The following is a 16,624-nucleotide window of genomic DNA, read 5'->3' on the forward strand; positions in this document are numbered from 1 at the left end:
GGCGCGGCGGGGCGCGCGGCGCATGGCTCGTCAGGGGCTCGGGGATGTGTAGGGCCGGCCGCGGACGGGCCGGCGTGCGTGCGGCGTCTGGCTTCAGCTGTCCGGGGGCGTGCAGCCGCACGTCCGCCCGACGTGCAGGCGGTGCCGGCACACTTTCGAGGTGTAGGTGGCGGACGGGGAATCGATGCGTTTGAGCAGCATGGCGAACGCCTCGTTGGCCATTTCCTGCTGCGGTTGGACAATGCTGGTCAGGTTGATCAGCCCGGAGCGGCTGTGCGGCAGCCCGTCACAGCCGGCGACGGCGACGTCGTCCGGGATGCGCAGGCCGCGCGACAAGGCGTATTCCATGACGCCGATGGCAAGCTCGTCGCTGCCGCACACCACGGCCTGCGGCGGCGTTCCGGCGGAGAAGAGCCGCTCCGCCGCCAGCCGGCCGCCCTCGTTGTTGACCCTGGTGCTGATCTTCCGGTCGCCGCTGATCGTGATGCCCGCAGCGGCGGCGGTGCGGACAAACGCCTGCTCGCGGGCCAGGGAGGCCGTTGAGAACCGGGGTCCGATCACGGTGGCGATTTCCGTGAAGCCGTGGCTGAGCATGTGCTGCATCAGCGTGGTGGCTGCGGCGTCGTCGTCGATCCCGACGAAATCCGAATCGAGGAAGTCTGCCCGGCGGGACAGGCACACGTACGGGATCCGGGCCGCCCTCAGGGTGCGGAGCGCGGTGGCGTCGTCCCGGAGTGAGGCGGCCAGGATGATGCCATCAACGTTGCGGTGCGCGAGCGTCGAGGTGACCTGGGCGAGCACCTCCGGATCGTCCTGGGTGGTGGCGACAAACACTTCGTAGCCGGACTCCGCCGCGGCCGTAATGACCCCCTGCGCCCAGCGTGGAAACATCGGATTGATGATGTTCGGCAGGATCAGCCCGATGACCCGGGTCCGCTGCGGGTCGGTTGACTGCGACGGCTTACGGGGCCTGAAGCCGAGCTCGTTCGCCACGTGGATGATGTGGCGCCGGGTCTCCGGCGAGACGCCGCCCTTGCCGTTGAGGACGTAGGAAACCGCAGCCGAGGAGACCCCTGCGGCCCGGGCCACGGCGGCGGCCGAAACCGGCGGCGCGGGGCCGTCGACGGTGGCGCTTGTGGCGTGTTCGTGCATGACCGGCCCTCCTTCGCGTCGGTTCGTTTTGCTGTGACCCCAGTTACAGTAAGGAGCCCGCCGATCGTTAAGCAACGTTAAGTCATTCGCGCGGGCCGCGCGGGCTGATGTCCGCCGGGCATGCTCATTGCTGGCGCCTGGGGCCGCGGGACATGTCCAGCCTTGGCCCCGGGCGCTGGACATAGTGGCATTATGTCCACTCCTCGGGCGCAGGGGAGGGCATGTCCCGCGGTGGAGGTGCGCGGGTGCCCGGCCGGGTTGCGTGACGGAGGTGCGCGGGGAGGGGTGCCCGGGAGCGCGGGCGGTCAGCCTCTAGACAGGCGTTTCGCTGTCGGCAAACATGGAGCCAGCCTCCCCCATATTAAAGTTGAGCGATGTAGACTCAACTTTGACATCAAGACCATTCCGGAAGGAGCCCTCGTTGGACGCCAAATTCACCACCAAGAGCCAGGAGGCCCTCGCTGCGGCTGCCATGAACGCCTCGACCGCGGGCAATCCGCAGCTCGAGCCCGCTCACCTGCTCAAGGCGCTCATGGACCAGCGCGAGGGTGTCGCCGTCGCGCTCCTCCGCGCCACCGGGACGGACCCGGATTCCGTCAGCGTCCAGGCCAGCAGCGCCATCAAGGCCCTTCCGTCCACTTCCGGCAGCTCCGTGCAGCAGCCGCAGTTGTCCCGCACCGCCCTGCAGGCCATCAAGAACGCCCAGAACGAGGCCGAGCGGCTTGGCGATTCCTTCGTCTCCACCGAGCACCTGCTGCTGGGGCTCGCGTCCGGAAGTGATGCCGTCGGCAAGCTGATGCGCGACTCCGGGGCCTCCCACGAGGCGCTGCTCGCCGCCCTGCCGGGTGTCCGCGGCGACCGCAAGGTGGACAATGCCGACCCCGAAAACACGTTCCAGGCGCTGGAGAAGTACGGCACGGACCTCACCGCGGTCGCCCGCTCGGGCAAGCTGGACCCGGTGATTGGCCGCGACGCCGAGATCCGCCGCATCATCCAGGTGCTGAGCCGCCGGACCAAGAACAACCCCGTGATCATCGGCGAACCCGGCGTCGGCAAGACCGCCGTCGTCGAAGGACTTGCCCAGCGGATCGTGGCGGGTGACGTCCCCGAGAGCCTGCGCGGCAAGACCCTGATCGCCCTGGACCTCGCCTCGATGGTGGCCGGCGCCAAGTACCGCGGTGAATTCGAGGAACGGCTCAAGGCCGTCCTGGAGGAAATCAAGGGCTCCGAGGGGCAGATCGTCACGTTCATCGACGAGCTCCACACCGTTGTCGGGGCGGGCGCCACCGGCGACAGCTCCATGGACGCCGGCAACATGCTCAAGCCCATGCTGGCCCGCGGCGAGCTGCGGCTGATCGGTGCGACCACGCTGGATGAGTACCGCGAGAACATCGAAAAGGACCCGGCCCTGGAACGCCGGTTCCAACAGGTCTACGTCGGCGAACCGAGCGTGGAGGACACCATCGGCATTCTGCGCGGCCTCAAGGAACGCTACGAGGCCCACCACAAGGTCTCCATCTCCGACTCCGCCCTCGTGGCCGCCGCCACCCTCTCCAACCGGTACATCTCGGGCCGGCAGCTGCCGGACAAGGCGATCGACCTTGTGGACGAGGCCGCGTCCAGGTTGCGGATGGAGATCGACTCCGCGCCGGAGGAGATCGACCAGCTGCGCCGCCAGGTGGACCGCCTGACCATGGAGGAACTGGCCCTGGCCGGCGAGGCCGATCCCGCCTCCGTGGAGCGGCTTGCGGCCCTGCGCGCGGACATGGCGGACAAGAAGGAAGAGCTTGCGGCCCTGAATGCCCGCTGGGAGGCCGAAAAGGCCGGCCTGAACCGGGCGGGCGACCTGCGCGCCAAGCTCGACGAGCTGCGGTCCACGGAGGAAAAGGCCGAGCGCGAGGGCGACCTCGAGACGGCGTCCAGAATCCTCTACGGCGAGATCCCGGCCCTGGAGCGTGAACTCAAAGCCGCCGCCGAGGCCGAAGCGGCCGTGTCCGACAAATCCGGGCAGATGGTGGCCGACGAGGTCACCGCGGACGACATCGCCGAGGTGATTTCGGCCTGGACCGGCATCCCGGCGGGACGCATGCTGCAGGGCGAAAGCCAGAAGCTGCTGAACATGGAACACGTCCTGGGGGAGCGGCTGATCGGCCAGACCAAGGCCGTTGCCGCGGTCTCCGACGCCGTGCGCCGCGCCCGCGCCGGGATCAGCGACCCGAACCGGCCCACCGGCTCCTTCCTGTTCCTCGGCCCCACCGGCGTCGGCAAGACCGAGCTCGCGAAGTCCCTTGCCGACTTCCTGTTCGACGACGAGCGGGCGATGGTGCGGATCGACATGTCCGAATACTCGGAGAAGCATTCCGTAGCCCGCCTTGTCGGGGCGCCTCCCGGGTACGTCGGCTATGAGGAGGGCGGCCAGCTGACCGAGGCCGTCCGCCGGCGCCCGTACTCGGTGCTGCTGCTCGATGAAGTGGAAAAGGCCCATCCAGAGGTCTTCGACATCCTCCTGCAGGTGCTCGACGACGGCCGCCTCACCGACGGTCAGGGCCGCACCGTGGACTTCCGCAACGTGATCCTGGTGCTCACCTCGAACCTGGGCAGCCAGTTCCTGGTGGACCCCAATCTTGATGCCGCAGCCAAGAAGGATGCCGTCATGGCGACCGTGCATGCCTCCTTCAAGCCGGAGTTCCTGAACCGGCTCGATGAGGTGGTGCTGTTCGACCCGCTGAGCGTGGAGGAGCTGTCCCGGATCGTGGAGCTGCAGGTCAAGGAGCTGGGCGAGCGGCTCAAGGGCCGCCGGCTCAATCTCGAGGTCACCGAGGGCGCCCGCGCCTGGCTTGCCGTCACGGGCTTCGATCCCGCGTACGGCGCACGTCCGCTGCGCCGGCTGGTGCAACGCGAGATCGGCGACCGGCTGGCACGGGCCATCCTGGCCGGTGAGATCTCCGACGGTGACACGGTTGTGGTGGACACCGCGCCGGACCTGATGGAACTGACCATGGGTGGTCCCGAGGCCACGGACCGGCCCGACGGCGGCGCGTCCACCGGCAGCGGGCTCTCAGTCAGGCGCAAGGAGTAGCCGCCGGACCGGGTGCGCTCAGTGCCACCGGCAGCCCGGGTCCGTCCCGGCTGCCGGTGGCACTGAGCACCCTGCCGGTGGGCCAAAGCCGTGCGCCTTGCCAGTGCACTTAGCCGGGCAAGGCTAGGGCAGCAGGGACTCTTTGATGACGTTTCCGGTGTTCGTCACGGCGTAGCAGTCGACCCGTCGGTCGCCCATGTCCCAGCTGCGCGGGCTCGGGTAGGCCAGCTTGTAGCTCAGGTCGTAGTCGCCGGCCTTAGGCGTGAGCGGAGCCGCCTTGCAGGCATCGCGTGCTTTCTGCTTGAGCTGGTCCCGGCCGGGGTACGAGTCATTTGACCCGTATTTTTCCACGGCAACCAGCTGCGCCGAGTGGCCGGTGGCGCAATCCACGACTGTGGACTGTTGCGCATCCGGGTCGAAGTCCTGGAAGCAGTCCCGCAACTGGAAGTCCAGGGGGCTGACGCCTTCCAGCGGCAACGCTCCGCGGCTGGCCGGGGCGGACGCCGGGGCGGACGCCGCCGAAGCTGCGGGGGCCGGGCTGTCGTTTTCGGCGGAGGCCTGGCCGCTGCCGGCAAATGCGGTCACAGCCCACCAGACCAGAAGCGCAAGCACCACGAGGACGGCCGCGGCCGCGCCGAGCCGCTTTGGCCCCTGCCGGCGAATCCGGCGGGCCAGGGGGCGTGCCCGCCGTGAGAGAGCTTTCTTGGTGCGTGAGAGCGCTTTCTGGGTGCCGGCGAACGTGGTCCCGGCAAGCGCCGGGCGCGCGGGTTTAGCCGCTGCGGGTGCCGCCGAAGGATTCGTGCGCCGCGCAGGATCGGCTGTAATGACGGGCAGGGCGGACGTCGGCGGCCTCGAGGGCGGCGGCGGGATGGACCCGGCGTCGTTCCTTGGATTCTCTTCAGTCACTGAGAAATTCACCACTTCCGTGCGTCTTTGCCGGGGCTGGAGGCCCGGCGTAGCGGCCCTTTTCTGGGCGCACATCACGAAACTCTATCGAAGATGCGCGGCACCGCGCATGCGTCGGTGGCTTCGGCCACCGTTGCGGGACGCGCCACACTGTCCACAGGGGGCGGGCCGGCGAGCAGTTGGCGCCGAAAGCATGTAATCTAGGTGTACGACAAATTGACCAAACATTCCGGGGCCTCACCGATCGCCAAAAGGTGACCACCTCCGGTCCAAGTACAAAAGGGGGTCACGCCATGGGGCGCGGCCGTCAAAAGGCAAAAGCTACCAAGCAGGCTCGGGACATCAAGTACTACTCCCCGAACACTGACTATTCGGCCCTTCAGCGCGAGCTCACGGGCCCGGGAAGTCGTGCCACGAGCCACTTCGCGGATGACCCGGTCGAACCGGATTATTCAGCGTATGTGGATAAGTACGCGGACGATGTGGAAGACGACGACGACGAGGTTGATTCCCGTCGCATAGGTTAGTCGACGCTTCCTTCCGGCAGTTCTCTCCGGGGGATCCTTCCGGCACCGCGGTGCCAGCCAAAGATTTTCGGGCCGCCGGCCACACCTGTAACAGGTGTGGCCGGCGGCCTTTCTTGTGCCCGCAGCGTTCCCTTTCCGCAGCCGGCCGTCTGGCCTTGCTTCGCCGCGGAGATGCCGGCGCAGTTGTCACCGGCGGGGCGCCGGGCTACGTTGTTCGTGCCGGATTTTCCCGGACGTGCCACCGATGCCCGGAAGGACTGCCATGACCATGCGCAAAGGATTCGCCGAGGGCGAGCTCTGCTGGACGGACCTCCAGACCCGTGACGTGGAGGCGGCGAAGGCCTTTTACGCGGGGGTTTTCGGCTGGCGGTATGAAGACCTGCCCACCCCGGACGGACGCAGCTACGCGAGAGCCTTCCTGGGCGACGACCTGGTTACCGTGCTCGCGCCGCAGAACTCCCAGCAGGAAGCCGCGGCCGAACCGGGCCGGTGGAACGTGTATTTCGCGGTCGACGACGCCCGGAACTTGGCCGCCGAACTGGCCCATTCCCCCGGGCACCTTGAATTCGGCCCCGAGGAGATCGGTGACACCGGCGTGATGGTCTTCTTCGCCCCGCCCGGCGGCGGAACCACCGGTGCCTGGCAGGCCGGCAGCCACGTCGGAGCCGGCCGGAGCCAGGAGGCGGGCGCCCTGGCATGGGCTGAGCTGCTCACCCCCGAGCCGCAGGCCGCCGTCGGCTTCTTCCAACAGCTCTTCGGGCACGACGTGACCGAATACCCCCAGGACGACGGCGGCACCTACACCACCCTCATGGTGGGCGGCACCGAGGTGGCCGGCATCGCCCGGGTTCCCGGCGACGCGCAGGACACCCTCGAGCCGGGATGGCAGGTCTACTTCGGTGTCTCCGACGTCGCGGCGGCGGTTCAGGCTGCGGTGGCCGCGGGCGGCGTCGTGCTGATCGAACCGGACGAGGTCGAGGAAGCAGGCACCATCGCCACCCTCAAGGATCCGCAGGGCGGCGTCTTCAGCCTGCTGGAGGTTTAAAGCCCCGGCTTAAACCCATCGAGTGCTCCGTAACTGCCGTTTTAAGCGTTCAAAACGGCAGTTACGGAGCACTCGACGTCGGGTCGGGCCCGTTTAGGCGTAGGCGTTGACCAGCCGGACGGCGCCGCCGTCGACGCCCTTGGCGCCCTGGACGTAGTCCGGGCCGGTCTTGAGGACCGCATCCGAGTTCTGCTCGACGGTCCCCATGATCCAGGACGGCAGGCCGCGGTCGTTGAGCCGGTTCACGGCGGCGTCGGCAGCCTCCGGCGAAACAATGGCGACCATGCCCACGCCCAGGTTCAGGGTGCGCTCGAGGTCGGCCAGCGGGACGTTGCCGAGTTCCGAAACCAGCTTGAAGATGGCCGGGAGCTCCCAGGTGGAGCGGTCGACGGTGGCCAGCAGGCCCTGCGGGAGGACGCGGGCGAGGTTGGCGGCGAGGCCGCCGCCGGTGACGTGGCTGAAGCCGTGGACGGCCTTGCCGCCCGCTGAGCCGTTCACGGGGAAGGTGCGGGCGAGGTCCAGGCAGTCCGCGGCGTAGACGCGGGTGGGCTCGAGGAGCTCCTCGCCCAGGGTGCGGCCGAGCTCGGAGACCTGGCGGTCTAGGGCCCAGCCGGCGTGGTTGATGACGCGGCGGACCAGGGAGTAGCCGTTGGAGTGCAGGCCGGAGGAGGCCATGCCGATCACCACGTCGCCGGCGCGGACCCGGTCCGGGCCGAGCAGCTGGTCGGCCTCGACCACGCCGGTGGCGGCACCGGCGACGTCGTACTCGTGTTCACCGAGCAGGCCGGGGTGTTCGGCGGTTTCGCCGCCCACCAGGGCGGTGCCGGCGACCGAGCAGGCGGCCGCGATGCCGCGGACGATGTCGGCGATGCGCTCCGGGACAACCTTGCCGCAGGCGATGTAGTCGGTCATGTACAGCGGCTCGGCGCCAACGACGACGATGTCGTCCACCACCATGCCGACGAGGTCGTAGCCGATGGTGTCGTGGATGTCCATGGCCTGGGCGATTGCCACCTTGGTGCCGACGCCGTCGGTGGAGGTGGCCAGCAGCGGGCGCTTGTAGGTCAGCAGCCGGGAGACGTCGTAGAGGCCCGCGAACCCGCCGACGCCGCCGATCACCGAGGCGTTGTGGGTTGCCTTGACGGCGTCCTTCATGAGTTCGACGGCGCGGTCTCCCGCTTCGACGTCGACGCCGGCGGAGGCGTAGGTGATGCCGGCGTTCTGGGCGGCGTTCATGTCAGCGGCCGGGGAGGCGGAAGTCATACTGGCTCTTTCTTGTCGGCTGTGGTGACGCGGTCGGCATCGGTGAGCAGTTCTTCGAATTCGGAGTCCGGCCCCGGATCGCAGCCGGTGGCGCCGGCCTTCTCGGCCGGATCGTCGGCGATGGAGGTGCCGGGTTCGGCGTCGGGCGCCGCCGCGGAATCAGATGCGCCGGAGGGCGCCGCGGACGCGGCCGCGCCGGCGGCGGGCGCGAGGCCGCCGAGGTCGGTGCGCTCGAGCAGGTTCTTGCCGAGCTTGTCCGCGCCGGGCAGCTCGATGGGGTACTTGCCGGTGAAGCATGCCGTGCAGAGACGCTCGCGCGGCTGCCGGGTGGCGTCGATCATGCCGTCTTCGGAAATGTAGGCGAGCGAGTCGGCGCCGATGGCCTGGGTGATTTCGTCGATGGTGGCGCCGTTGGCGATCAGTTCGGCCCGGGAGGCGAAGTCGATGCCGTAGAAGCAGGGCCACTTGACCGGCGGGGAGGAAATTTTGATGTGGACGCTCGCGGCGCCCGCTTCCCGGAGCATCCGCACGATGGCGCGCTGGGTGTTGCCGCGGACGATCGAGTCGTCCACCACCACAACACGCTTGCCGCGGATCACGGATTCGAGGGCGTTCAGCTTGAGCCGGATGCCGAGCTGGCGCAGTGTCTGCGAGGGCTGGATGAACGTGCGGCCCACGTAGGAGTTCTTGACGAAGCCGTGCGCGAAGGGGATACCGGATTCTTCGGCGTAGCCCACCGCCGCGGGGGTGCCGGATTCCGGCACCGGGATGACGATGTCCGCTTCCTGGGTGTTTTCGCGGGCCAGCTGGCGGCCCATTTCCACGCGGGATTCGTACACCGAGCGGCCCGCAATGGAGGCGTCCGGGCGGGCGAGGTAGACGTATTCGAACACACAGCCGGCCGGCGTCGCCTCGGCGAAGCGCTGCGACCGGACGCCGTCCTCGTCGATCGCGATGAACTCGCCGGGTTCGATTTCGCGGATGAAACTGGCGCCGACGGTGGCGAGGGCGGACTGCTCGGAGGCAACCACCCAGCCGCGTTCGAGCCGGCCCAGGCACAGCGGTCGGATCCCGTAGGTGTCCCGGGCCGCGTAGAGGGTGCCCTCATCCATGAAGACGAAGCAGAAGCCGCCCTTGATCTTGGGCAGCAGCTCCATGGCCGTCTGCTCCAGGGACTTGCCCTCTTCGCCCTCCAGGAGCGCGGTCACCAGGGCGGTGTCCGAGGTGTTGCCCTGCTTCATCTCGCCGCTGAGGTTTCCGCCGTTGCGGTCCTCGATCATCGCCTTGAGCTCGGCCGTGTTGGTCAGGTTGCCGTTGTGGGCCAGGGCCACGGTGCCCGTGGCGGTCGCGCCCAGGGTGGGCTGGGCGTTGGCCCAGTGGCTGGCGCCGGTAGTGGAATAGCGGCAGTGGCCGACGGCCAGGTGCCCGGTCAGGGTGTTCAGCGTGGTCTCGTCGAAGACCTGGGAAACGAGCCCCATGTCCTTGTAGACGTTGATCCGCTTGCCGTCGCTGGTTGCTATGCCAGCCGACTCCTGACCGCGGTGCTGCAATGCGTACAGCCCGTAGTAGGTGAGTTTTGCTACTTCTTCACCGGGTGCCCAGACCCCGAAGACGCCGCATGCGTCCTGAGGGCCTTTTTCGCCTGGGAGAAGATCATGAGAAAGTTTTCCATCGCCGCGTGCCACTGGTCGATTATCTCACGATGTGCGCTAAGACTTTTCCGGCGGCCGGTTTATGACCTGACACCCTCAGGCGCGGTTCCCGTCATCGTCCGAGTCGTCGTTCGCGTCCGGTGCGGATTCGACGACGGCGTGCTCGGCGCGGCGGACGCTCCGCCGGTCCAGGACCAAGGCGGTCGCGGCACCCAGGATGACGCCGCCGGCCGCGCAGAGAATCATGAAGAAGCCGAAGACCGAGGAGCGGTCGAAGCTCGCGTCACCGGGGAGGGCGTAGGCGATGACGGCCGCGACGGCCACGCCCAGGAGCCCGCCCAGGATCAGGAAGGGCACATATTTCGGCGCCCGCCGGACGGTGACCTCGCGGCGCTCCGGAACGCCGCCCTGGGCACTGCCCTGAACACTGCCCGGGGCCGGTTCCCGCTGGGGGTCGTTGCCTGCTGTGCCGGGGGTTTCGTGGGGAGACATGCCGTTAAGCCTACTGCCCTTCGACTCATTGCCGGGGACCGCTTCCCGGAGCAGACTAGGGCTAGGTACAGACCAGCTAAGGAACCGCCAATGTTAGCCTCAGCCGACCGTATTCGTGAGGAGCAGCGCTTGCTCTGGGATGAGTTCTCGTCGGGCTGGAAGAAATGGGACGCTGAACTGCTTGGCTGGCAGGCCCCGTTCGGCGACGCCCTCCTCAAGGAGCTCCGTCTCCGCCCCGACTCAGAGGTGCTGGACGTCGCGGCAGGCACGGGGGAGCCTGGCCTCAACGTGGCCGCGCAGGTGCCGGAAGGCCGGGTGGTCCTGACTGACATTTCGTCCGGGATGCTCCGCGTGGCCGAAGAGAAGGCAGCGGCCCGGCGCCTGAACAACCTGGACTTTCAAGTGTGCGATTCGGCCGCCCTGCCGTTCCGCGACAACACGTTCGACGCCGCCTATAGCCACTTCGGTTTGATGTTCTTCCCGGTGATGTCCGCGGCCATGGCAGAGATGGCGCGCACCGCCAGGCCGGGCGCCCGGGTGGGAGCCGTCGTCTGGGGACGCGCGGCGGCAAACCCCTGGGCCAGCCTGATCCTGGGCACGATTGCCCGGCACCGGGAACTGCCCATCCCGCCCGCGGAGACTCCCGGGCTGTTCCGCTGCGCACCAACCGGGTTCATGACCCGCATGTTCAAGGAGGCCGGCCTGGCGGAGGTGGCCGAGCACCAGGTCAGCACCGACCTGGTGCACGAATCTCCGGAGAGTTATTGGGAGTTCATGACGGACATCGCGACCACCGTGGCGATGGGGCTGGCCAAGGCGGACGCGGACTCGCGGGCCCTGATCCGCTCGGATGTGTTCGCGCTGCTGGGCCGCTACGAGCACGACGGCGCGATCCGGCTCCGGTCCACCGCCACCGTGGTGGCGGGGACCAAGGTGTAGCCAGGCGGGCGGGTCCGGACTGTTTTCGCTGCGTTTTCGGACCGCGGCGCCGTATTCGGACCGGCGCGGCCGGGATCCGGGCCGCGCGTGCCCGATATCGTGGCGGTTTCCTGGGAGCGCGGCGCGATCAGCACCGACAGGCCGGGAGCGGCTGCCGGGGAACGCCGGCGGCCGCCAGGAATGCGGAAAAAGATCCGGGATTGGCCAGCTCCGACCATGTCCAACGGATCACGCGCCGGCCCGTGGCCCGAATCCTGTCCTCCCGGCGTTTCTCGGCGGTGAGGGCCTCGGCCGGTGTCCGGCCCTGGAGGTACTCCGCGTTGCGGTACTTCACAAGGCCGTCGAACTCTCCGCAAAGCTGATCATCGGGCCAGTCAAAGTCAGTGAACGCCACCAGCCCCCGGGCATCACGAATTTCGACCTGAAGGAGGGGGATCCGGAAGCCGAGCCGGTGCATCAGGGCGCGGCTCACCGATTCTCCGGGGGAGCCGGACGCAGGATCAGCAAACTGCAGGGCGGTCCGGATCCGCCGGGCCGCGGCTGCCGTGTAGTTGCCGCCGATGCCGGCGTCGAGTTCCCCGCGGCTGAGCGGTGCCAGGTTGTCTGACCGCGGCCCCAGGACATGGTCGAATACTGTGACCCCCTGCTCAAACGATTCGAAGGCGGCCAGGTCCAGTGCTGTCCGGACCCGGTCCGTGACCAGGAGCCCGTGACGTTCCTCGATCCGCACCGAGCCCAAATCGACCAGATGTCGGCGGACCCCGGCGCGCGAGCGCCCGCCGCCGCCGTCGTACGTGCAGGCGTGCACCAGATGACGGTGTCCCAGCACCGGCATGTCCCACAGCACAGCGGAGGACTGGCGGCAGAAGACGGTCCGGCTCCGCAGCGTGGAAGCCGCCGCCCGGATGAGGACAGGATACCTGTCCCAAGGCGGCAGCGCTTCCCACTCCTGTGCCCGGACGTAGACGCCCTGCCTGATGCGCCGGAGCTGCCCGGACTTCGCCTGCCGTGCAAGGCCCCGCGCATCCTGGCCGAGGCGCGCGAGGTCGCTGCTGAGAATCAGTGGGGGTAGGTCCATGCCCCATGGTGGCCCGCGCTGCCGGGGCCGGACAACCACCGGCGAGGCGGATGTGGAAAACTATTCCGCGGCGGTTTCGGACCGGCGCGCAGCTATGGGACCCGCGCGCCGCGGATCCGCGCTGCATCTGTCCGATTCCGCCGCCGCGGTCCGAAACCGGTCCGAATCCGCCGCGACCGCCGCGAAAACGCCGTGGCGACGCTGCGGAGGGGCGCGCCGTTAGACGCCCAGTGCTTCCTTCAGCGACGCCACGTGGCCCTGGGCCTTGACCTGGTACTGTGCCAGCTTCACCTTGCCCTCAGGGTCCAGCACTACGGTGGAGCGGACGATGCCCTCCGTGACCTCGCCATGAACCAGCTTCTCGCCCCACGCGCCGTAGGCGAGGGCCACCGCGTGGTCCTCGTCGGCCAGGAGCGGGAAGGTCAGGGCGAAGTCGCCGGTGAAATGGGCCAGGGCCTCGGGGGCGTCGGGGGAGATGCCCAGGACCTCGTAGCCGGAGCCCTGCAGGGATGCGAGATTGTCGCGGAAGTCGCAGGCCTCCGTGGTGCAGCCGGGGGTTGCCGCCTGCGGGTAGAAGTACACAATGACGTTCTTGCCGCGGTAGTCGGCCAAGGCAACCTTGTTGCCTTCGGCGTCCGGCAGGGTGAAATCCGGGGCCGGGGTGCCGGGCTGAAGCTTGACGGTCATGTTTGCGCTCATGATGTTCCTTCGGGGGAGTGGTCAACTGTCTGTGATGCACAACATCGTGTGCCGAGGCTGTATTCCGCCGCCTGGGCCCGGGCAGCACCGGTCTTGGGCGGCACGGGGGACCCGCCGGCCTGACAGCTTTTTCATAGCTCGGGCATAGCTGCCGTGGCTAGCTTGGAGCCATTATGGAACAGCAAACTCCACGGCAGCGGCGACTCGGATCCCGGCGCACGGCCACGACCGGACGGCAGCCGACGCCTGGCCGGGTCCGGGGCATGACCCTGGCGGCCGGTGCCGCAGTTCTGGCGGTCGTGCTGGCCGCCGGCATCTATTCCTCAGCGGAAGCCCGCTCGACGGCGGCGAATCTCCAGCCGGCGAATCTCACTGCGCCGAATCTCACGACGGCGTCGGCTGCCCCGTCTGCCGCGACGACGGCGGAGGCCAGCGCGTCGCCGTCGGCCAGTCTCGACGCGGCGGCCCCGGCATCCGCCCCGGCGCCCGGAACAGTGGACGAGGCACTGGACGCGCGCATCAAGGCCATTCTCGATGCCAACAGCCAGTACCAGATCGGCGTGGCGCTGGTCGACGTTTCCCGGGACCCGGGCGCCGCGGACGTCCACGAATACGGGGTCCGGGAGGATTTCGTGGCCGCGAGCACCGCCAAAGTGCTGGCCGCGGCGGCCTACTACCACCTGGTCGAAACCGGGGCGGCCAGCCTCGATGACCCGTTGGGGAACTACACCGCCGGCTTCCAGCTCCGGGAGATGATCCAGCAGAGCGACAACGACTCGTGGTCGCTGATCATGGATGCCGTGGGCCACGAGCAGCTGACGGAGTACGCGGCATCGCTGGGCGTGAGCTATGACCCGGAAATCAACACGCTGACACCGGCGGAAATGGCGACGATCCTGGCGGGGGTCTACTCCGGGACCCTCCTGACGGCCGGGGACACCGCCCAGCTGTTGTCCTATATGCAGGACACCAACTACGAAACGCTCATTCCCGCCGCCGTTCCGGAAGGGATCACGGTCTTCCACAAGTACGGGCTCCTGGACGACGAACTGCACGACGCCGCCGTCCTCGCGCAGGGCAACACCGCGTACGCTCTGGTCATCTACACCAAGGGCCAAGACTTGAGCGACGTCCCGGAACGCACCGAGGTGATCCATCAGCTGACGCAGGCCGTGGCGGGCGCCCTCTTCTAGCGCGGCGTTCTCGGAAGACTGCGGCGGAACCGGACCACCGCACCGCGGATCCGCGGCGCCTTCGTCCCGAAGCGGAGCAGAAAACCGAATGCGGCGCGGAGCAGACGCGGACTTGGCTCATACGCCGCGGCGGATCAGCTGGCCGGTCGGAGTCCGGCCGTCGATCAGGGTGCCGCGGAGGTAGGTCTGCCGGACGACGCCGGAAAGCGCCTTCCCGTCGTACGGGGTGATGGGGTTCTTGTGCCGGAGTTTGGAGGCGTCCACGACGTACCCCTCGTCCGGGGCAAACACGGAGAGGTCGGCGTCGTACCCCAGCGCCAGCTGGCCCTTGTTGCGCAGGCCGGCGAGCTGGGCCGGCTTGGCAGCCATCCACGAGAGAACCTGCTCCAGCGCGATGCCGCGGTGCCGGGCCTCGGTCCAGATCAGCGACAGGCCCAGCTGCAAGGAGGAGACGCCGCCCCAGGCCACGGCGAAGTCCCCGTTTTCCAGGTCCTTCAAATCCAGGGTGGACGGGGAGTGGTCCGAGACGATGCAGTCGATGGTGCCGTCCAGGAGCCCGGCCCACAGCAGTTCGCGGTTGGCGGCTTCGCGGATCGGCGGGCAGCACTTGTAGGCCGTGGCGCCGTCCGGGATTTCCTCGGCCGTCAGCGTCAGGTAGTGCGGGCACGTCTCCACGGTGAGGCGGACGCCGTCGCGCTTGGCGGCGGCGATCATGGGCAGCGCGTCGGAAGAGGAAAGGTGCACGATGTGGGCGCGGGCGCCGGTCCGGCGGGCCCGTTCGATGACCTCGGCGATGGCCTTGTTCTCCGCCCGGCGCGGGCGGGACGCCAGGAACGTGGCGTAGCGGTCGCCGCCCGGGCGGGGCGCGTGATCGATCGTGTGGGAGTCCTCGGCGTGGACGATCATGAGCGAGTCGAAGGACTTGAGCTCGGCCATGTCCTCTTCCATCTCGTCCGCTGCCAGGTCCGGGAACTCGTCCACACCGGAGTGCAGCAGGAAGCACTTGAAGCCGAAGACGCCCTCGTCGTGCAGCGGCCGCAGCTCATGCTTGTTGCCCGGAACGGCTCCGCCCCAGAAGCCGACGTCCACGAACACCTGGCCCTCAGCCACCTCGCGCTTGAGTTTCAGGGCGGCCACCGTGGTGGTGGGCGGGATGCTGTTCAGCGGCATGTCGATGATCGTGGTGACGCCGCCGGCCGCTGCTGCCCGGGTGGCGGACGCGAAGCCCTCCCACTCGGTGCGGCCGGGCTCGTTGACGTGCACGTGGGTGTCCGCCAGGCCCGGCAGGAGGGTTTCGTCGCCGCCGAGGGCGATGACTTCACGGCCGGAAAGGCCGGTGCCCAGCGGCTCGATCGCTGCAATCACGCCGCCCTGGATGCCGACCTCCCGCGCGGCGACGCCGGCGGTGGTCAGCACGTGCCGGCCGCGGAAGACGACGTCGTAGGTGTCTTCAGGCATGGAGCGTCTCCTTTCGAGCGAAGCCTGGGTGAATGGATCAGCCGCCGACGCCCTGGCGGACGGCCCAGCTGAACGCCGTCTCCGCCGGTTCCTTGTATTCCAGGCCGATGTAGCCCTGGTAGCCGAGGGCGCGGCTGCGGGCGACCCATTCGCCGAGCGGAAGCTGCCCGGTTCCCGGAGCCCCGCGGCCGGGGTTGTCGGCGATCTGGATGTGGCCGAAGTCCCCGGCGTGCTTTTCGATGACGGCGGCGACGTCCTCACCGTTCACGGCCAGGTGGTAGAAGTCGGCGAGGAACTTGATGTTCTCCGCGCCGGATTCCCGCCTGACCCGGGCGATGACGTCGAAGGCGTCCTGGGCCTTGAGCAGCGGGTAGCGTAGTGCGCCGCTGACCGGTTCCAGGAGCACCGTGCCGCCGATACTGGCGACGCCGGCAGCCGCCGTCGCGAGGTTCTCGGCGCCAATGGCGTCCTGCCTCTGCGCGGATTCGCCGTCTATGCGGTTGCCGTAGAGGGCGTTGAAGGCCTTGCAGCCGAGGCGTTCACCGATCCCGGCGACGACGTCGATGTTGTCCTGGAATTCGGCGGAGCGTGCCGGCCAGGAGACCAGGCCGCGGTCGCCGCCGGGCATGTCGCCCGCGTTGAAGTTCAGGCCCGTGAGCTGCACTCCGGCGTCGGCGATGGCGTTCTCAAACCGTGAAACCTCGGCGTCGGTGGGGACGGAGGCCTCGAAGGGCCACCAGAATTCGACGGCGTCAAAACCGGCGGCCTTCGCCGCGGCCGGGCGTTCCAGGAGGGGGAGCTCCGTCAGGAGGATGGAGCAGTTCACGGTGTACGTCATTGCGGGTTTCTTCCGGTGAGGGCGGGAGCTGGATCCCGGTGGTTGGAGAGCCAAGGGGTGGTGAGCCGGGGCGGGGCTGGGCTACGGGGCTCCCGGCGGAGGGCATCCCTACCGTTTCCTGGGGTCCTTCCGGGCCGCCAGGCCCACGAGCGCGCCGAGCGCCACACCGATCAGCAAGCCCGTGAACGGCTTGTCGACGGTGGTGACCCCGATGGCGTAGCCGAGGGCCGCGCCAAGGAGCATTCCGATCCACAGGGATTCGTACCTCACAGCATCAGGCTAGCAAGGATCGCCCGTGCCACA

General features: G+C 68.6%; 15 protein-coding genes. 5 read left to right on the forward strand and 10 right to left on the reverse strand.

Going from position 1 to position 16,624, the window contains the following annotated elements:
- Positions 1–93: 93 nt before the first annotated feature.
- Positions 94–1,152: a LacI family DNA-binding transcriptional regulator gene (locus C566_RS0109730; protein ID WP_018774147.1), complete on the reverse strand. Its 1,059-nt coding sequence runs from the start codon at positions 1,150–1,152 to the stop codon at positions 94–96.
- 421 nt (positions 1,153–1,573) lie between these two features.
- Here C566_RS0109730 and clpB point away from each other — a divergent pair, with 421 nt between their 5' ends.
- Positions 1,574–4,231 (forward strand): ATP-dependent chaperone ClpB, encoded by a 2,658-nt coding sequence (gene clpB / locus C566_RS0109735; RefSeq protein ID WP_018774148.1) that lies wholly within the window; start codon positions 1,574–1,576, stop codon positions 4,229–4,231.
- Positions 4,232–4,354: 123 nt separating this feature from the next.
- Here clpB and C566_RS22365 read toward each other — a convergent pair whose 3' ends face one another.
- A complete protein-coding gene (locus C566_RS22365) occupies positions 4,355–5,137 on the reverse strand; it encodes a septum formation family protein (RefSeq protein WP_196802359.1) in 783 nt (260 codons plus the stop codon).
- 293 nt (positions 5,138–5,430) lie between these two features.
- Between C566_RS22365 and C566_RS0109745 the strand changes: the two genes are divergently transcribed.
- Positions 5,431–5,664 carry a DUF3073 domain-containing protein gene (locus C566_RS0109745; RefSeq protein ID WP_018774150.1) on the forward strand — a complete coding sequence of 78 codons (234 nt, stop codon included), beginning with the start codon at positions 5,431–5,433 and terminating at the stop codon, positions 5,662–5,664.
- A 262-nt stretch (positions 5,665–5,926) separates the two neighbouring features.
- Positions 5,927–6,709 (forward strand): VOC family protein, encoded by a 783-nt coding sequence (locus tag C566_RS0109750; protein ID WP_018774151.1) that lies wholly within the window; start codon positions 5,927–5,929, stop codon positions 6,707–6,709.
- Positions 6,710–6,802: 93 nt separating this feature from the next.
- Here the strand turns inward: C566_RS0109750 and purM are convergent, their stop codons facing one another.
- The 3 genes from purM to C566_RS0109765 form a co-directional block, all read right to left on the reverse strand.
- A complete protein-coding gene (gene purM, locus C566_RS0109755) occupies positions 6,803–7,972 on the reverse strand; it encodes a phosphoribosylformylglycinamidine cyclo-ligase (RefSeq protein ID WP_018774152.1) in 1,170 nt (389 codons plus the stop codon).
- Positions 7,969–9,657, reverse strand: a complete 1,689-nt coding sequence (purF, locus tag C566_RS0109760) for an amidophosphoribosyltransferase (RefSeq protein ID WP_026266556.1) — start codon at positions 9,655–9,657, stop codon at positions 7,969–7,971. The genes purM and purF overlap by 4 nt, the downstream gene beginning before the upstream one ends.
- Positions 9,658–9,720: 63 nt before the next feature.
- Complete coding sequence (locus C566_RS0109765; RefSeq protein ID WP_018774154.1) at positions 9,721–10,116, reverse strand: hypothetical protein; 396 nt, start codon at positions 10,114–10,116, stop codon at positions 9,721–9,723.
- Between the two features lie 90 nt (positions 10,117–10,206).
- Here C566_RS0109765 and C566_RS0109770 point away from each other — a divergent pair, with 90 nt between their 5' ends.
- Positions 10,207–11,055 (forward strand): class I SAM-dependent methyltransferase, encoded by an 849-nt coding sequence (locus tag C566_RS0109770; RefSeq protein WP_026266557.1) that lies wholly within the window; start codon positions 10,207–10,209, stop codon positions 11,053–11,055.
- Positions 11,056–11,182: 127 nt separating this feature from the next.
- On the opposite strand, the gene C566_RS0109775 is transcribed toward C566_RS0109770, so the two are convergent.
- Together C566_RS0109775 and bcp are read right to left on the reverse strand one after the other, a co-directional pair.
- Positions 11,183–12,133: a type IV toxin-antitoxin system AbiEi family antitoxin domain-containing protein gene (locus C566_RS0109775; RefSeq protein ID WP_018774156.1), complete on the reverse strand. Its 951-nt coding sequence runs from the start codon at positions 12,131–12,133 to the stop codon at positions 11,183–11,185.
- 219 nt (positions 12,134–12,352) lie between these two features.
- Entirely contained in the window at positions 12,353–12,832 is a 480-nt protein-coding gene (bcp, locus tag C566_RS0109780) for a thioredoxin-dependent thiol peroxidase (protein ID WP_018774157.1), read from the reverse strand.
- A 173-nt stretch (positions 12,833–13,005) separates the two neighbouring features.
- On the opposite strand from bcp, the gene C566_RS21285 reads away from it, so the two are divergent.
- The gene (locus tag C566_RS21285; RefSeq protein WP_231386309.1) at positions 13,006–14,025 is read left to right on the forward strand and encodes a serine hydrolase; all 1,020 of its coding nucleotides are present in this window, start codon (positions 13,006–13,008) and stop codon (positions 14,023–14,025) included.
- Positions 14,026–14,142: 117 nt separating this feature from the next.
- Here C566_RS21285 and allB read toward each other — a convergent pair whose 3' ends face one another.
- The 3 genes from allB to C566_RS22705 form a co-directional block, all read right to left on the reverse strand.
- Complete coding sequence (allB, locus tag C566_RS0109790) at positions 14,143–15,483, reverse strand: allantoinase AllB (protein WP_018774159.1); 1,341 nt, start codon at positions 15,481–15,483, stop codon at positions 14,143–14,145.
- Positions 15,484–15,520: 37 nt separating this feature from the next.
- Complete coding sequence (locus C566_RS0109795; protein WP_018774160.1) at positions 15,521–16,321, reverse strand: hydroxypyruvate isomerase family protein; 801 nt, start codon at positions 16,319–16,321, stop codon at positions 15,521–15,523.
- Positions 16,322–16,429: 108 nt separating this feature from the next.
- Positions 16,430–16,591 carry a glycine zipper domain-containing protein gene (locus C566_RS22705; RefSeq protein WP_155846840.1) on the reverse strand — a complete coding sequence of 54 codons (162 nt, stop codon included), beginning with the start codon at positions 16,589–16,591 and terminating at the stop codon, positions 16,430–16,432.
- Between the last annotated feature and the right edge of the window lie 33 nt (positions 16,592–16,624).

It is taken from the genome of Arthrobacter sp. 131MFCol6.1, assembly GCF_000374925.1.
GTDB lineage: Bacteria > Actinomycetota > Actinomycetes > Actinomycetales > Micrococcaceae > Arthrobacter.